Source organism: Sphingomonas carotinifaciens (assembly GCF_009789535.1).
GTDB lineage: Bacteria > Pseudomonadota > Alphaproteobacteria > Sphingomonadales > Sphingomonadaceae > Sphingomonas > Sphingomonas carotinifaciens.
This window is the reverse complement of the sequence record NZ_WSUT01000005.1, coordinates 3,157,604-3,174,300: the sequence shown is the minus strand read 5'-3', so window position 1 is coordinate 3,174,300 and position 16,697 is coordinate 3,157,604. Positions and strand designations below refer to the sequence as shown.

The 16,697-nt window shown below is 67.4% G+C and carries 15 protein-coding genes; 6 read left to right on the top strand and 9 right to left on the bottom strand.

What is annotated here, in order from left to right; translation table 11 throughout:
• Positions 1–94 precede the first annotated feature (94 nt).
• From GQR91_RS16800 to GQR91_RS16790, 3 genes are read right to left on the bottom strand one after another with little or no spacing between them, the layout of a single operon-like run.
• Positions 95–1,225 (bottom strand): glycoside hydrolase family 68 protein, encoded by a 1,131-nt coding sequence (locus GQR91_RS16800; protein WP_235903830.1) that lies wholly within the window; start codon positions 1,223–1,225, stop codon positions 95–97.
• A gap of 32 nt (positions 1,226–1,257) precedes the next feature.
• Positions 1,258–3,372 carry an alpha-galactosidase gene (locus GQR91_RS16795; protein ID WP_149680868.1) on the bottom strand — a complete coding sequence of 705 codons (2,115 nt, stop codon included), beginning with the start codon at positions 3,370–3,372 and terminating at the stop codon, positions 1,258–1,260.
• Positions 3,369–4,703 carry an MFS transporter gene (locus GQR91_RS16790; RefSeq protein WP_149680867.1) on the bottom strand — a complete coding sequence of 445 codons (1,335 nt, stop codon included), beginning with the start codon at positions 4,701–4,703 and terminating at the stop codon, positions 3,369–3,371. The genes GQR91_RS16795 and GQR91_RS16790 overlap by 4 nt, the downstream gene beginning before the upstream one ends.
• A 191-nt stretch (positions 4,704–4,894) precedes the next feature.
• Between GQR91_RS16790 and GQR91_RS16785 the strand changes: the two genes are divergently transcribed.
• The 5 genes from GQR91_RS16785 to GQR91_RS16765 all read left to right on the top strand — a co-directional run bounded on the left by GQR91_RS16785 (position 4,895) and on the right by GQR91_RS16765 (position 9,004).
• Complete coding sequence (locus GQR91_RS16785) at positions 4,895–6,133, top strand: MFS transporter (protein ID WP_160146717.1); 1,239 nt, start codon at positions 4,895–4,897, stop codon at positions 6,131–6,133.
• On the top strand, positions 6,130–7,128 hold the full coding sequence (locus GQR91_RS19915; protein WP_149680865.1) for a helix-turn-helix domain-containing protein: 999 nt from the start codon (positions 6,130–6,132) through the stop codon (positions 7,126–7,128). Before GQR91_RS16785 ends, GQR91_RS19915 begins: the two co-directional genes overlap by 4 nt.
• Positions 7,129–7,313: 185 nt before the next feature.
• Positions 7,314–8,126 carry an AraC family transcriptional regulator gene (locus GQR91_RS16775; RefSeq protein ID WP_164727764.1) on the top strand — a complete coding sequence of 271 codons (813 nt, stop codon included), beginning with the start codon at positions 7,314–7,316 and terminating at the stop codon, positions 8,124–8,126.
• Between the two features lie 81 nt (positions 8,127–8,207).
• Positions 8,208–8,732: a phosphoribosyltransferase gene (locus tag GQR91_RS16770; RefSeq protein WP_149680863.1), complete on the top strand. Its 525-nt coding sequence runs from the start codon at positions 8,208–8,210 to the stop codon at positions 8,730–8,732.
• A 5-nt stretch (positions 8,733–8,737) separates the two neighbouring features.
• Entirely contained in the window at positions 8,738–9,004 is a 267-nt protein-coding gene (locus GQR91_RS16765; protein ID WP_149680862.1) for a hypothetical protein, read from the top strand.
• Between the two features lie 175 nt (positions 9,005–9,179).
• On the opposite strand, the gene GQR91_RS16760 is transcribed toward GQR91_RS16765, so the two are convergent.
• Both GQR91_RS16760 and leuA read right to left on the bottom strand, forming a co-directional pair.
• A complete protein-coding gene (locus tag GQR91_RS16760) occupies positions 9,180–9,971 on the bottom strand; it encodes a superantigen-like protein SSL4 (protein WP_149680861.1) in 792 nt (263 codons plus the stop codon).
• A gap of 35 nt (positions 9,972–10,006) precedes the next feature.
• Complete coding sequence (gene leuA, locus GQR91_RS16755; RefSeq protein ID WP_149680860.1) at positions 10,007–11,665, bottom strand: 2-isopropylmalate synthase; 1,659 nt, start codon at positions 11,663–11,665, stop codon at positions 10,007–10,009.
• Between the two features lie 286 nt (positions 11,666–11,951).
• Here leuA and GQR91_RS16750 point away from each other — a divergent pair, with 286 nt between their 5' ends.
• Positions 11,952–12,347, top strand: coding sequence for a BLUF domain-containing protein (locus tag GQR91_RS16750; protein ID WP_149680859.1), 396 nt, complete (start codon positions 11,952–11,954; stop codon positions 12,345–12,347).
• 18 nt (positions 12,348–12,365) lie between these two features.
• Here GQR91_RS16750 and GQR91_RS16745 read toward each other — a convergent pair whose 3' ends face one another.
• From GQR91_RS16745 to GQR91_RS16730, 4 genes are all read right to left on the bottom strand, one after another.
• Positions 12,366–12,971, bottom strand: coding sequence for a YceI family protein (locus GQR91_RS16745; RefSeq protein WP_149680858.1), 606 nt, complete (start codon positions 12,969–12,971; stop codon positions 12,366–12,368).
• Positions 12,972–13,107: 136 nt separating this feature from the next.
• Positions 13,108–14,127, bottom strand: coding sequence for a ketol-acid reductoisomerase (gene ilvC / locus GQR91_RS16740; RefSeq protein WP_149680857.1), 1,020 nt, complete (start codon positions 14,125–14,127; stop codon positions 13,108–13,110).
• A 107-nt stretch (positions 14,128–14,234) separates the two neighbouring features.
• Complete coding sequence (gene ilvN / locus GQR91_RS16735; protein WP_112381059.1) at positions 14,235–14,750, bottom strand: acetolactate synthase small subunit; 516 nt, start codon at positions 14,748–14,750, stop codon at positions 14,235–14,237.
• A 151-nt stretch (positions 14,751–14,901) separates the two neighbouring features.
• Positions 14,902–16,662: an acetolactate synthase 3 large subunit gene (locus tag GQR91_RS16730; protein WP_112381719.1), complete on the bottom strand. Its 1,761-nt coding sequence runs from the start codon at positions 16,660–16,662 to the stop codon at positions 14,902–14,904.
• Positions 16,663–16,697: the final 35 nt, after the last annotated feature.

Genomic DNA, 16,697 nt, shown 5'->3' with positions numbered 1-16,697 from the left:
CTCCCAGCATCAGGTCGTTCATGCCCCCGGCATGAACTAAATAGCATGGGGTGCTATTTCCCTGATGCTCCCCGGAAGGGAGAGGGTGAGCAAATCACTTGATCGTCACCCGGTCGCCTTCAATCGACAGGCGGAAGAATGGCGCCGCCGTGCCGCCGAACTGTGCGCGGCGTAAGGTCGGATCGGCGGGATCGCACCCTGCCAGCCCCCAGGCGTCGACGAAGCTGATCACGTCCAGCTCGCCCGTCACCCACCAGCAATAGGCCTGATAGGGCTCCGCCGCCGGGTTCGCCGCGACGAGACCGGTGCCGTTCACCGGCCGCCATGGCCCCGCCATCGATTCCGCGACCATCGCGTACAGCCCGGTGACGCCGGGCAGGCCGGGGGCGAAGCGCTTCCCTTGCGTCGACCAGAACAGATAATAGCGCCCGTCGCGGTGTATGACGTGCGGGCGTTCCAGCTCGCTGTTGGTGCCGATCGACTCGACCGGCGGCGCGTTCAGCATCCAGCGGTCGCCCTCGCGCCGCGCCGCGCCGATCACGCCGTCATGCACATCGTCCACCCAGCCGGCCGATCCGACGAACAGCAGATATTCGGCGCCGTCAGCGGGATCGCGGAAATAGCCGGGGTCGCGAAAGCCCTTGATCCGGTCGTCCACCGCCTCGCGCTGATCGGCGACGAGATAGGTGGCGCCATCGGCGGCGACCGATTCGACCGGCTTGGTCCAGTCGCCGGTGCGCGGGGTTCCCGCATCGACCAGGAAGCGCCCTCGTGTCTCGAACAGGCGCTGCTCGAAGGTACGGGGGCCGCCGGGCCGGCCGGAGGCGGTGAAATACAGGGTAAGCGTCTCGGCATCGTCGCCCAGCACCGCACAGCCGGACCATTCGCGGCTGCCGGGTGTGACGCCGGGATCGAACGTCCAGCCATGATCGCGCCAGCCATCGGCGCCGTGGCTGGTCAGGCGGATGCGCGCCGCGTCATGGCGCATGTCGGGATCGGGAAACCGCTCGGTCGCCAGAAAGAACCAGAAGCTGCGACCGTCGACGATCACCGTCGAACCGTCCGCGCGCTGGATCTGCCACATGTCCCACAGGTCCAGCCCCGGCGCGATCGGCACCACGTCGGCCGCGCCGAACACGGGCAGCGACGCGTGCGGCATCTGCTCCGGGATGCCGGCCACGGCGTCGGCGGACCAGTGCGAGGGAAGGGGATCGAGTAACGGCATCGACAATGGTCCTGGCATGGAAGGAGTGACGGTCAGGAAGCACGGGTGAGGCGGAACAGCGCGACGCTTTCCGCCTTCATCGCCGGCATGGGCAGGCCCGCGGTCGCCAGCGCATCGCCGCCGATCACGACGCCGCCGCCTCGCATCGCGGCGAACAGCGGCGCATCGGGCGCGGGGTGGCCGGGCACGGTGGCAATCTCCAGCAGCGCGACGCGTACGTCCCCCGCGCCGGTCAGCATCGGCAGCACGATCGGCGGCGGGCGGCGCAGCGTGGTGGGCGCGACGCGGGTGACGTGCAGGATCAAATCGTCCGGCTCCCCATGCGCCTGCCAGACCAGTCCGTCCGGCCCTTCGCCCAGCCACACGCGCCCGCTGTGCAGCCGGTCGCGCAAAGCCTTGTAGCGGGCGATGCCGGCGGCGAGCAGGCCCGCCTCTTCCGCGGCCATCTCGGCCGGGTCCAGCTCGACGCCGAAATGGCCGGGCAGCGCGACGGCGGCGCGAAACGCCATGCCTTGTGCACGGCCGGTGGAATGGGCGGGTGCGGCGCCGACATGCGCGCCCATCATCTCCGGCGGCATGAACATCAGGAAGCCGCGCTGCATCGACACGCGCGACACCGCGTCGATGCAGTCGCTGGTCCAGAAGCGGTGCGTGCGCGCGGCGATGCCGGCATCGATCCGGCCGCCGCCGCCGGCGCAGGACTCGATCTCCACCGCCGGGTGCGCGGCACCCAGCCGGTCGAGCAGATCATAGACGCCGCTCACCTGCGCCACATAGGCTGCGCGGCCCTCCGCCCCGGCGGCGGGCGCCAGATCGCGGTTATGGTCCCATTTCAGATAGGCGATCGGCAACCCGGTCAGCAGCGCGTCCAGCCGCGCGAACAGATGGTCGCGCACCACAGCCCGGCCGAGGTCGAGGACGAGCTGGTTGCGCGCGGTGATGCGCGGCACGCCGTCCACCGCCAGCACCCAATCGGGATGCGCGCGATACAGGTCACTGTCGGGATTGATCATTTCCGGTTCGACCCAAAGGCCGAACTCCATGCCCAGATCCATGACATGGGTTGCCAGCGGCGCCAGTCCGTCCGGATATTTGCGTGCGTCCGGCTCCCAGTCGCCAAGGGCCGCGGTGTCGTCGTCGCGGCCGCGGAACCAGCCATCGTCCAGCACGAAGCGTTCGACGCCCAGATCGGCGGCGCGCGTGGCAAGTGCCTTCAGCGCCGCCTCGTCATGGTCGAAGTAGAATCCTTCCCAACTGTTGATGTGCACCGGGCGCGGGCGCATCCCCTCCGTCGGCCAGGGCGCGCGGGCGCGGATCGCGGCATGGAACGCCTGTACCGCGCCGTTCAGGCCGGTGTTGGAACAGGTGGCGAGCAGGTCGGGCGTCGTCAGGCTCTCGCCCGGCGCCAGTGATACCTCGCCGGGGGCCAGCGCCATCCCCATCTGCAGGACCCAGTAACCTTCGTCGTCGCGCTCCAACAGCAGGCGGTGATTGCCCGACCAGGCCAGTTGTGCGGCATGGACGCGCCCGGCATGGCGGGTCGCCCCCGGCCCCTCGACGAACAGGCCCGGCGGGCCGGCATGGCCGGTCAGCCCGCGTCGGCCCTCCCGCGTCCAGCCTTGTGCCGGCATCGGCTCTACCGCCTCGACGAATTCGGCATTGTGGCGGCCGGTGAAGTGGCGGATCGCGGTGCAGTCGTGCGGCAGGGGCAGGGTGCCGCTCGCCAGCCAGTCGACGCTCAGCGGCGTGTCGCCGTTGTTGGTCAGCGTGGCGGACAGGGTGAGCATGTCGCCCGCCACCGCGATCCGCTGCACCAGCGTCAGGCCGGCGGCATCGTCACGCAGATGCACGGTAATCGCATCCGCGCCGCAATCGATGTCCTGCGTCGTGAAGCGATGTGCGGAGTGGCGGCCGCCGCGATGCGCGCGCAGCGCCGCCGGGCCGAACCAGCCGGCGCCGTAGGCGGGGACCAGCGCCAGCGGTTGATCGACATCCAGCGAGAAGGAGGCGGGGGCCCGCAGATCGGCCAGCGCCGGCAGCGTCTCGGCGTCCAGCCGGCCGCCCCACCAGCGCCACAGCGGCGGGCCGTCGTCGCGGCATTCCAGCACCATGCTCGTCGTCGGGCCGTGCAGGGCGATGGCGCTCATGCCGCGGTCGCGCCCACCGGCAGGCCGGCGGCATTGCGCTCCCGCACCGAGAAGACGGCGGCGGCGGCGGCGAACATCAGCACGCCGCACAGGCTCAGCACATGACGCGGATCGCCGCCCAGCAGCGGCTGATAGGCAAAGGGCATCGTCGCCGCGAACAGCAGCATCGGGATGACGATCATCATGTTGAAGATGCCCATATAGACGCCGTTGCGCTCCGGCGGGATCGACCCGGCCAGGATCACGTACGGATTGCCCATGATGCTCGCCCAGCCGAGGCCGACGCCGATCGCGGGCACGAACAGCAGCGCCTTGGTCTCGATATGCGGCAGCCACAGCATGCCGATCCCGGCAAGCACCAGACAGGCGGCGTGAAGCGAGGCCGCGCCGATGCGGCGGGCAAGCGGCACCATCGCAAAGGCCGCGATAAAGGCGACGCCGTTGTAAAACGCCGCCATCTCGCCATTGGCCAGCACGGCGGAATGGAAGCCCGACGAATTGGCCTGGGCGGTGCCATAGACCGACCGGCCGATGGCATAGATGATGTACGCCCAGTATCCGGCCATCGCATACCATTGGAACAGGCTCATCAGCGCCAGCTTGCGCATCGCCACCGGCATGTCGCGGATCGCGGTGCCGATCTCGGCCAGCACCGCGCCGGGGGACTTGGACTGCGCGGCGATGCGGGCCTTTTCCTCGGGCTCCAGCGGCAGTTCGGGCACGCGCCGGATCGACCATAGGATGGTGGTCAGCGACAGGACCGCGCCCGCCATGAACGTCACCCGCGCGGTATAGGGGATGTTGTGCGCGTCGACCCAGTCCTGGTTCATCCCGAAGAAGACGAGGATGGAAGGCGTGAGGAAGGCGAGCATCTGGGCCAAGCCGGTGAACGCGCTTTGCGTCAGGAAGCCCAGTCCGTGCTGCGGCGCGTCCAGCCGGTCCGCGACATAGGCGCGGTACGGCTCCATCGTGATGTTGTTGCCCGCGTCCAGGATCCACAACAGCGACGCCGCCATCAGCAGCGACGCGCTCAGCGGCATGAAGAACAGCCCCAGCGCGCACAGCACCGCCCCGAACAGGAAATAGGGGGTGCGCCGCCCGAACCGGCTGTCCGTCCGATCGCTCATCGCGCCGATGATCGGCTGCACCACCAGCCCAGTGATCGGCCCGGCAAGCAGCAGCAGCGGCAGGCTCGCCTCCTCGGCGCCCAGATAGCTGTAGATCGGGGCCATGTTGCCCTGCTGCAGGCCAAAGGAGAATTGCAGGCCGAAAAAGCCCAGGTTCATCTCCAATATGCGGGCGAGCGGCAGATGGGGCTTGGGTTTGCGCATCCGGAACGATCCTCTGTCGGGAAAACCCGTCTTTCGCGGATTTGGCCGCATCCTAGCTGTTTGCACGCAAACCGCAACAATCGTTTGCAGAAGGGTGAACATGCCCGATAACGGGACAGTTTCAACGATTGTCCCGAATTGAGCCCGGCTGCCGACGCTCCTATGCTGACCGGCAAAGGGGGGAGCGAGGGGTGGCAGCACAGCCGGGGGAGGGCGCCGTCGGGCGTCTCGCTATCGCATTGTCACTCGGGCATTTCCTCGCCTTTGTGGATCGTTTCACGCTGGCCGCGCTCATGCCGGTCCTCGGCCCCCGCCTCGCCCTGGACGACGCCGCGACCGGCCTCCTCCTCGGCCCCTGCTTCGCCCTCCCCTACGCCACCGCCGCCCTCCTCCCCCGCAAACCCATGCACGGACTGGCCGGCGGGATCGCCCTGTGGTCGGCGAGCGGTGCGGCGATGGGATTTGTCAATTCGTTCGAAGGGCTTGCGGCCGTCCGCCTTGGTTTGGGGGTTGGGCAGGCGGCGTTCATTCCCGCCGCAATGGCGCTGGTCGCGGCGCGGCCGGGGCGGGCGCGGGCGGCGGGGCTGGCGATGTTCACCATGGCGTCGGCCTTTGGGCGGAACGTTGCGCTGGTGAGTGCGGGGGGCGGGCTGGCGGCGTTGGCGTGGTTCGGGGTGGCGGCGGTACCCTATGGGTGGCGGTGGCTGTGCGTGGTGACGATCCTGCCCAACATCGTGCTGCTGATCGTGCTGATCCGGTGGGGGGCCAAGGTGAGCGGAGCCATGGCGGCGCCGGGGAGCGCGGCCGCGCCGACCCCGACGCCGGCGGGCGGGGTGAGGACGATGCTGCTGTACCTGCTGGCCGCGATGCCGGTGCTGGTGATCCAGAGCCTGGCGGCGTGGCTGCCGACGCTGATGGCGCGGCAGCATGGGCTGGAGCCGGCGAGGGCGGCGATGGTCGGCGGGATCGCCATGCTGATCGGGTCGCCGCTGGGGCAGGGGCTGGGCGGGGTGATGATGGCGCGCTGGCCGCAGGCGCGCGAACGGGGAGGGCCGGCGCTGGTCACGCTGCTCGCGCTGGCGATCGTGCCGGCGCTGGTGGCGGTCGGCGCCGGCACGACCGTGGCGGTGGCGGGGATCACGCTGGCCGCGGCGATGCTGGGGATGAGCGCGTTTGCCGGGTTGTTCATGGTGCAGCAGGAAATCGCCCCGGCGCGCCGGGCACAGGCCAGCGGCGCGTTCCTGACCGTGATCACGCTGGTTGGCATCGGCATCGGGCCGTTGGCGGCGGGCGTGGCGAGCGGGCACAATGCGGGGGGCATCGCCGGGGGACTGATGATCGTGATGATCGCAGCCGCGGCGACCGCGCTCCTGCTGCTGATCGTCAGCCGGAAGATCGGACGTCCGTCCATGGCGTCGGAGGCGCCGTGACTGCGCCCGACCAATGGCAGTTTGACAGCGACGCGCTGTCCCCCGACGACAGCTTCGTCCGCTACCGCGAACTCTACGCGCCGGGCGCGGACGCCGTGCGGTTGAGCCGACCGTTTGCGGCAAAGGTGCGGGCGTGGCGACTGCACCGCGGCCTGTTGTTCGACCGCCGATTGCGCGGGGTGGGTCATGAACGCGACGCCGCTCGCGTGCAGCGCGACTCATTCGACCATTTCACGCTGACCTTTGTCCTGTCGGGCGATCAGGCGGTGGATACGGGCGAAGGCTTTCACCAGCTTCTGCCGGGCGAGGCGCTGCTGCTGGACATGACGCTGCCGATGCGCCTGCGATCCTATGACGCGCATATCGTAACCGTCAGCATTGCGCGCGACCGTCTGGCGGGGGCGGCGGGCCAGTTGGACGGACTGCACGGGGCGATCCTGACCGGGCCGGGCGCGGGGTTGCTGGGCGATTATCTGCGGGCGCTGGTCGACCGGATCGCGGCCTTGTCCGACACGGCGCACGAACCGGCGATGACGGCGCTGTCGGCGCTGGTCGCGGTGGCGCTGGGCAAGGCGGTGGACGAGGATTCCGAGCTGTTGGCGGCCCGGCGCGCAACCGCCCGGATCGAGCGAATCCGCGCGTTGATCGACGCACGGCTGAGCGACCCCGATTTCACCGCCAGCGAGGTCATCGCGACCAGCGACCTGTCGCGCGCTACGCTGTATCGCACGTTTCGGCCTTATGGCGGATTGGCCGGCTATATTCAGTTGCGGCGGCTGGAACGGGTGCGCCGGGCATTGGGCGATCCGCGCGACGAGCGGCCCTTTGCCACCATCGCGCTCGACAGTGGCTTCGAAAGCTCCAGTCATTGCAGTCGCTTGTTCACCGATCGCTTTGGCGTGCGGCCCGGTGCGTATCGGAAGATGATGGCGCTGAATACTGACACTGACGATCCACGCATCGCCATGCGGATGTGGCAGGCGGAAGTCAGATAGCCGGGCGGAGTTTGATCGAGATCAACTTGTCTCACAAGTGAGACGTAGAGGCATTGGCGAAAACTTCACACCTGTGCATGACGGAAAAGGCCCGTTTTCGGGGGGATGACATGGGGGGGCATGTGGGTTTGGCGGTGGAGCGCGAATCCACGCCTGCAGCGCAAGAGGCAGGCGTCCGGGAGAATATGGTTGCCTATCGATTGAAGCCGCCGACGTCGTTGGTGGGGTTGATCGCGGGCGCAGGCATCTATCATGCCGGAGGGGGCGTGGGGCAGGTGGCGGTCGATTGGCTGCTGCCGGGGCCGGCGCAGATCTGCGTGATGCTGGGTGGCGGGCCGATGACTGCGATGATAGGCGCGCGTCGCTTCGATCCGGTGCCATCGGTGGCGCTGTGCGGTCCAACGTCGCAGGTGGTCCGGGTGCAGACGCAAGGGGGGCGGGTGCTGTCGCTGGGGCTGACCGCACAGGCCTGGGCACGGCTGACACGCCACTCCGCCAGCACGGCGCACAACCGCTTCATGCCATTGCATGCGATGCTGCCCACCGGGGCGGCGGCGACGCTGGCGGAGGCGATGGTGGTCGCGGCAACGGGCTCCGATCCGATGGACACGATCGAGGCGGCGCTGGCACCGCTTCTGGCCGTGCCGCATGACGACGAACCGATGATCACGGCGCTGATCGCGGTATTGAACGAGGGCGGGCATCACAGCGCATCGGCGGTCGCCGAGCGGCTGGGCATGTCCGAACATACGTTGCGGCGGATCGCGGTCCGCTATTTCGGGATGACGCCCAAGCTGTTGCTGATGCGCGTCCGCTTCCTGCGGGCGTTCGTGCGGCTGTTCGTGCTGGGGCCGAACGGGAGATATGATCCGCTGGAAGACGGCTATTTCGACGTGCCGCATTTCCTGCGCGATGCCCGCTACTTCCTGGGCATGACGCCCAGGCAGTTCATGGCAATGCCGACGCCGTTCCTGGATGCGGTGTTGCGAAACCGGTAAGGCGGCGGGAAGCGGGATTTTGCGCGGGGCGAGCGGGCGGGCTATGGCGCCAACCCCACGCCCATGCAGGAGTTCGCCCCGATGCCTACCCCCGACCTGACACCGATCGAACAGGCACGGTTCGTTGCCGATACGCTGGCGATCGCCGAGCAGCTGGCGGCGGACACGGCGTGGCGGGCCGACTTCATCGTCGGCATCGGGCGGGGCGGACTGGTGCCCGGTACGTTCCTGAGCCATGCCACCGGCCTGCCGATGCTGTCGGTGGATTATTCCTCGCAGGAACCGGCATTTTCCGCGGACCTGCTGGTGCAACTGGCGCGGCGCACGGCGGGGGGCACGCGGTTGGTGTTCGTGGACGACATCAACGATAGCGGGCGCACGATCCGCTTCATCCGGGCGGCGTTGGCCGATGCGGGAGCGGATATGGCGGCGGTGCGCTTCGCGACGCTGATCGACAACGTCACCTCGACCGAGCGGGTGGATTATTTCGCGCAGCGAATCGACCGGACCGTGTTCAAGAACTGGTTCGTCTTCCCCTGGGAGGCGGTAGCCCCGGCCGAGAGCGTGGTCGAGGATGCGCAGGCCGTGCCTGAGCGGCTGGGCTGACGATCATGCATTTCGACGATCTGCTGCACCATTATTTCGGCACGACCGACCTGTCCGCCCTGTCGCCCGACGCGATGGCGGATGGTGTGGAGCAGGTGAGGATCGCGTTCGGCACCGAGCGCGAACCGGGGCGGCGATTTGCCTTATGGGTATTGCTGGATGCGCTGGGGGCGGCGCCCTTTCCGGCGGATGCTTTCGAGGACCCGGCGCAGCGGCGGGCGGCGGAGGATTATCTGGATGCAATGGGGCGGCTTTCGCCCGACGCAGGATGATCCGGGGGTGTCGAGAGAAGGGTTTCACGCGAAGACGCCAAGTGGTGGCGTTTGGCGGGGTTTTGCGTGACCCTTTGGACGGAAAACCGGCGTTCGCTGTGCTGGATGAGTGAGCCTTGGGCTCGCGGAACATCTTCGCGCCTTCGCGTCTTCGCGTGAACCTGTTCCGGCGGATTTATTCGCCGGGCTTCCGCGTGAAGTCGAAATGGATGCGGACCCAGGCACCGATCATCGGTTTGCCGCCGATGCGTGGGGGGCGGATGCGGAATTGCCAGGCGGCTTCGCGCAAGGTTCGGGCGAGGCCGCTCCCCATGTGCGAATCGCCCAGAACCCGGCAATTTTCCACGCGGTTGTCGGGCGCCGTCTGACAGGCGATTTCCGCCCACGCTTTGGGCGGGATGTTGCGCGGCAGATAGCCGTTCAGTTCGGCGTCGGTCGGCTCGCGCAGCCAGTCGGCCTTGTAGAGCCGCTGACCGCCGGGACCGGCGCCCGGGCCATAGGCGGCAACACTGTCCGCGCCGCTGTCATCGCCCTGCGCCGTGCCTGCGCCCCGGCCAACCGGGCCGGCATTGGGGATGCGCGCGATATCGCTCGCCTCGAACAGCGCTTTGTCGCCCCATAGCCAGGGGGTGGCGGGCGCTTCCTCGGCCGGCTTCGTCCTGGGTTCGATGGGGGTGGGCGGTTGGGGAACCTTGGCTGCGGGCGGTGCGCCGGCGGAGGGACTGGATTTTTCCGCGCTCGGTTGCTTGGTGGGTGCCGGGGCGTCGCCACCCTCGGTTTCCGGCGACAGCGAGAAGCTGTTGGTGGTCGGCCCCTTCTTCTGCGGCGTGAAGCTGGGTGCGAGATGGAGCAGCAGCCAGGCCAGCAGCAGGTGCGCGAGGAGCGTCAGCCCGAGCGAGGCACCGCGGCGGCGGAGAAACAGGCGATGACGCTCCGGCAGATAGCGGAGCAACAAGGCCGGGCTCACGGACGATGGGGACCGTGGCGCCCGGCCGTGCATGGTCAGGCCCGGTTCGCCGCGCTGAGCACCGCACGAACACTGGCGGTGGCGATGTCGGTGTCCATGCCGACGCCGAACACGGTGCGACCGTCGGCGGTGCGGGCCTCGACATAGGCGGCGGCCTGCGCATCGGCGCCGTGGCCGATGGCGTGTTCGTTATAGTCGACGATTTCTAGCGCCGGACCGGTGCTGTCGGCCAGCGCGGCGATCACGCCCGATATCAGGCCGTTGCCGCGGCCGGAGATCGAGCGCTGCTCGCCCTCCACCGCCAGTCGGCCGACGAACAGGCGGTTGCCCGCGCTGCCGCTTTCCTCGTAATCGACCAGTTCGAAGCGGTCGCCGGGGCGGGGCAGATAGGTCGCCTCGAACCGGTTCCAGATATCGGCGGCGTTCAGTTCGCGGCTGGTTTCGTCGGCCATGGCCTGAACATGCTGCGAAAAATCAGCCTGGAGGCGCTTGGGCAGCTTCAACCCCTTGTCCTGCTCGATGACCCAGGCGACGCCGCCCTTGCCGCTTTGCGAGTTGACGCGGATCACCGCTTCATAGCTGCGGCCGAGATCGGCGGGGTCGATGGGGAGATAGGGAACTTCCCACAGGCCGTCATTACGTTGCTCTTGCGCGGCAAAGCCCTTCTTGATCGCGTCCTGATGACTGCCCGAAAAGGCGGTAAAGACGAGATCGCCCGCATAGGGGGTGCGCGGGTGAACGGGCAGGTTGGTGCAGTAGGTGACGGTGTTCACCACCGCATCGATATCCGACAGGTCGAGCCGGGGATCGACACCTTGCGTGTACATGTTGAGCGCGACCGTCACGAGGTCGCAATTGCCGGTCCGCTCGCCATTACCAAGCAGGCAACCCTCGACCCGGTCGGCCCCCGCCATCAGCCCGAGTTCCGCCGCCGCGACACCAGTGCCGCGGTCGTTATGGGTGTGGAGCGAGATGACGACGCTGTCGCGGTTCGGCACGTTGCGGCAGAACCATTCGATCTGGTCGGCATAGACGTTGGGCGTCGCGCATTCGACGGTGGCGGGCAGGTTCAGGATCAGCGGGTTTTCGGGCGTGGGACGCAGCACGTCCATGACCGCCGCGCAGACCTCCACCGAAAAATCGAGTTCGGCGGTGGAAAAGGTTTCCGGGCTGTATTCGAACTGCCAGGCAGTGTTCGGGCGCTTGCCCGCCTCGTCGCGCAGGATCTTGGCGCCGGCGACCGCGATCTCGCGCACCTCGTCGCGGGTCATGCCGAAGACGATCTTGCGCCATGCCGGCGAGACGGCGTTGTAGAGGTGGACGATCGCCGACGTTGCGCCGTCCAGGCTCTCGAAGCTGCGCTCGATCAAATCGCGGCGCGACTGGGTGAGGACCTGGATGGTCACGTCGTCGGGAATGCGGCTCTCGCGAACGAGGCCGGAGATGAAGTCGAATTCGGTGGCGCCGGCGGACGGAAAGCCGACCTCGATCTCCTTCAGGCCGACCTTGACCAGGAGGTCGAACAGGCGGGTCTTCTTTTCCGCATCCATCGGGTCGATCAGCGCCTGGTTGCCGTCGCGCAGATCGGTCGACAGCCAGCGCGGCGCGCGGGTGATGACGGCATCCGGCCATGTCCGGTCGGGCAGGGCGATGGGCGGGAAGGGGCGGTATTTGGTCGTGGGATCGCGGAGCATGATCGAGTCTTCCGGTCGGACCGCGTGGGAGGAAAGATGACGCGGTCGGTTGGCGCTAGCGGTTCATCTTGCCCTTAGGGAAGCGCGCGCGTCACGCCCGTCCACCCTAAGGGCGGATAAGTCGTAGCAGCAGGCCGGCGCGATCGATCATGATGGCGTTCATGGCCGGTGGCCGGGAATTTGTCCACCATTGTCGGCAGGGGGCTTGCAACGAACATTCCGTTAACGAGCGCGGTGTAACCACAAGGCCTTGTTTGCCAGCGTCTTTTATCGATCGGACACCCTCATGCGCCAGCTCGTCTATATCAGCACGGTTCGTCACGGGGTGACCGCAGATGCCGCGGCGATCCTGGCGGCGTCGCGCCGCAACAATGCGCGCGCGGACGTGACGGGGCTGTTGTTCTTCGACGGGAAGCGCTTCCTGCAGGCGCTGGAAGGCGAGGAGGCGGCGGTGAACGCAACGTTCACGCGTATCCAGGCGGATGCCCGGCACCATGCGCTGGTCGTACTGTCCGACCGCAGCGTTGTGGCGCGCAGCTTCGGCGGATGGGCGATGGCGTACCGGGCGCCGGGTGAGGATGATGCGGACGGACTGGCGCGGATCGCGGCGCTGACGGCCAATGCCTCGGCATCGGTGCAGGCGACCTTTGCGAGTTTCGCGCGAATCAAGCGGGCTGCCTGATCCGCGCGGGCAACGGGTTTATTGAGCCGCGAAGGCGGCGTTGATCGTCAGGTCGACCTTGTCGGATACGACGGGGACCGCCATGCCCAGGCCGAAGTCGCTGCGCTTGATGGAGCCGGTGGCGCGGAAACCGATGTTGAGCTTCTTGCTCATCGGGTTGGCACCTGCGCCGATGAAGGTCGCGTTGAGGGTGACGGGCTTGGTGATGCCTTTGATGGTGAGATTGCCGGTGATGACCGCAGTGTTGCCCGAGGGCTTGACCGAGGTGGAGATGAAGCGGGCGGTGGGGTGATTGGCCACGTCGAAGAAGTCGGCGCTCTTCAGGTGTTTGGCGAAGGCGGCGCTGGTGACGGATAGGTCGTCGATCTTGAAGGTGACGTCGACCGTGGTGGCGGCGGGGCGGGCCGGGTCGATGGTCAGGGTGCCGTCCGAGGCGCCGAACTGGCCTTCGAGCATGGTGAAGCCCATGTGGTTGACCTGCCAGGTGACCTGGGTGTGCGCGGCATCGACGGGGTAGGTGCCGGCGGTGACGCGCGAGGCGACGGGGGCGCCGGGGAGCGTCTGGGCGATCGCGGGGGCGGAGGCGAGGGACGCGGCGAGGGCCGCGGCAAGGATCAGGCGCATGGGTGTTCGGTCTCCTGTTGGATGACCGATTTGACCATGAAGCGCGGCGGGCCGAAAGGTCCGGAATGGAAACAGACGGTTGCGCGAGTAGCGCTCCCCCCGCCCGGTGCACGGGCGAGGGGAGGGCCGGTGCGGATCAGTTCTTGGTCTGGTCGACCAGCTTGTTCGCGCCGATCCACGGCATCATCGCGCGCAGCTCGGCACCGGTCTTCTCGATCGGATGCGCAGCGGCCAACTTGCGCGCCGCCTTCAGCTCGGGCTGGCCGGCGCGGTTGTCGAGCACGAACTTCTGCACGAAGCGACCCGACTGGATGTCGGCAAGGACGCGCTTCATCTCCGCCTTGGTCTCGTCGGTGATGATGCGCGGGCCGGTGACGATGTCGCCATATTCGGCGGTGTTCGAGATCGAATAGCGCATGTTGGCGATGCCGCCCTCATAAAGCAGGTCGACGATCAGCTTGGTTTCGTGGAGGCATTCGAAATAGGCCATTTCGGGGGCGTAGCCGGCCTCGACCAGCGTCTCGAACCCGGCCTGGATGAGGTGGGTGACGCCGCCGCACAGCACGGCCTGCTCGCCGAACAGGTCGGTTTCGCACTCTTCCTTGAAGTTCGTCTCGATGATGCCCGAGCGGCCGCCACCGACGCCCGAGGCATAGGCAAGCGCCACGTCATGCGCATTGCCGCTGGCATCCTGATGGATCGCGATCAGGCAGGGCACGCCGCCGCCCTTCACATATTCCGACCGCACGGTGTGGCCGGGACCCTTGGGCGCGATCATGATGACGTCGACGTCTGCGGGCGGCTCGATCAGGCCGAAATGGACGTTCAGGCCGTGCGCGAAGGCAAGCGCGGCGCCGGGCTTCAGATTGCCCTTGATATCCGCCTCGTAGATCGCGGCCTGATGCTCGTCGGGGGCGAGGATCATCAGGATGTCGGCCCAGGCGGCCGCTTCCTTGTTGGGAAGAACCTTGAAGCCGGCGCCTTCGGCCTTGGCAGCGGAGGGCGAGCCGGGGCGCAGCGCGATCGCGATGTTCTTGACGCCCGAATCGCGCAGGTTCTGCGCATGGGCATGGCCCTGCGAACCATAGCCGAGGATGGCGATGTTCTTTTCGGAAATCAGGTTCAGATCGGCATCGCGATCGTAATAGACACGCATTCTGGCACTTCCTTTCTATGGATTGGGGAGCGGGTGGGGTGTTCGCCCTCACCCTCCCATGGCCTTGCCATGGGCCCCGTCCTCTCCCGGTGGGAGAGGGGTTTGGATCAGGCGGCTTCGCGGCCGCGGGCGATGGCGACGATGCCGGTGCGGGCAACCTCGACCAGACCGACCTCGCCCATCAGCTCGACGAACTTGTCGATCTTCTCGATCGTGCCGGTGACTTCGAAGACGAAGGAGCCGATGGTCGCATCGACGACGCGGGCGCGGTAGACCTCGGCCAGGCGCAGCGCCTCGATCCGGTGGTCGCCGGTGCCCTTGACCTTCACCAGCGCCAGCTCGCGTTCGACATGCGCGCCCAGTGCGGTGAGGTCGGTGACCTTGTGGACGGGCACGAGGCGGTCGAGCTGCGCGATGATCTGTTCCATCACCGGCGGCGAGGCGCTGGTGACGATGGTGATGCGGCTGACGCCCTTGTCGGCGGTGATCTCCGACACGGTCAGGCTCTCGATATTATAGCCGCGCGCGGTGAACAGGCCGGCGATCCGGGCGAGGATGCCCGGTTCATTGTCGACAATGACCGCCAGCGTGTGGCGTTCGGTGGCTTCGGTCTTGATGTGCAAAATCGTTCCTCCCGGCCAAGGGGAAGGGGAACCGCTCGCGTAGCGCGTGGTGGAGGGGACACTCCACCGACGCTTTCGCTTGCCATACTCCCCCTCCACCATGCCGCTTCGCGTCACGGTCCCCCTCCCCGTGCCGGGGAGGAAAAAAGTTTCAGACCAGCGCCTTGGCCTCGTCGTCCATGGTGCCCGAGACCTCGTTGGCCTGGAGGATCATGTCCGTGTGCGCCGCGCCGCTCGGGATCATCGGGAAGCAGTTGGCGAGTTTCGCCACGCGGCAGTCGACGATCACCGGGCCGTCATGGTCGAGCATCGCCTGTATACCGTCGTCCAGCTCGTCGCGCTGTTCGATGCGGATACCCTTCCAGCCATAGGCCTCGCCCAGCTTCACGAAATCAGGCAGCGAGTCCGAATAGCTTTCGGCATAGCGGCTTTCATAGGTCAGCTCCTGCCACTGGCGGACCATGCCCATATATTCGTTGTTCAGGATGAAGATCTTGACCGGCAGGCGGTACTGGCTGGCGGTGGCCAATTCCTGGATGTTCATCTGGATCGAGGCCTCGCCCGCGATATCGATGACGAGTGCGTTCGGGTTGCCGATCTGCGCGCCGATCGCGGCGGGCAGGCCGTAGCCCATCGTGCCGAGCCCGCCCGAGGTAAGCCACTTGTTCGGTTTTTCGAAGCCGAAATGCTGCGCGGCCCACATCTGGTGTTGGCCAACCTCGGTAGTGATGATCGGATCGCGGGCGTGCGTCGCCTCCCACAAGGCCCGCACCGCGCGCTGCGGCATGATCGCGTCGCCGACTTCCGGGAAGGACAGGCAGTTGACCGCACGCCATCCGGCGATGCGCCGCCACCAGTCGCCCGTCTCGGGCCGGGGATGCTGGCGCGCCTTCCACACGCGAACCATGTCCTCCATCGCATGGCCGACATCGGCGATGATGGGCAGGTCGACGCGAACATTCTTGTTCACGCTCGACCGGTCGATATCGACATGCACCTTGCGGCTGTTCGGGCTGAACGAGTCGAGGCGGCCGGTGACGCGGTCGTCGAAACGGCTGCCTAGCGCGATCACGAGATCGGCCTGGTTCATCGCCATGTTCGCCTCATAGGTGCCGTGCATGCCCAGCATGCCGAGGAACTGCGGCGAGGAGGCCGGGAAGGCGCCAAGGCCCATCAGCGTCGAGGTGACGGGCGCCCCGCTGATCCGCGCAAGCTCGCGCAACAGTTGTGAGGCGGCCGGACCCGAATTGATGATGCCGCCACCCGTATAAAGGATCGGGCGCTCGGCGGCGGCGAGCATGTCGACCACCTGCTCGATCTCGCTCGGCTCCGCCTTGATACGGGGACGGTAGGTCTTGTGCTGGATGGGCCCCGGCTTCGCATATTTCGCGGTGGCGACCTGCACGTCCTTGGGAATGTCGATCACGACCGGTCCCGGGCGGCCCGAGGTCGCGATATGAAAGGCCTCGTGAACTACGGCGCCGAGGCGCGCGGGGTCCTTCACCAGATAGTTATGCTTGGTGCAGTGGCGGGTGATGCCGACGGTATCGGCTTCCTGGAACGCATCGGTGCCGATCAGCGCGGTCGGCACCTGACCGGTGATGACGACCATCGGGATCGAATCGAGCAGCGCGTCGGTGATGCCGGTGACCGCATTGGTCGCGCCAGGGCCGGAGGTGACGAGCACCACGCCGGGCTTGCCCGTGGCGCGGGCATACCCCTCCGCGGCATGGGTCGCCGCCTGTTCGTGGCGAACGAGGATGTGACGCAGCCGACCGCCGCTTTTCTCCGCATAACGGAACATCGCGTCGTAGATCGGCAGCACGGCGCCACCCGGATAGCCGAAGACGACCTCCACGCCGAGATCGCACAGCGCCTCGACCAGAATATCGGCTCCGCTCTTCTCCGTCATCATCGGTCCTTTCACTGGCACACGGTACGAAACGC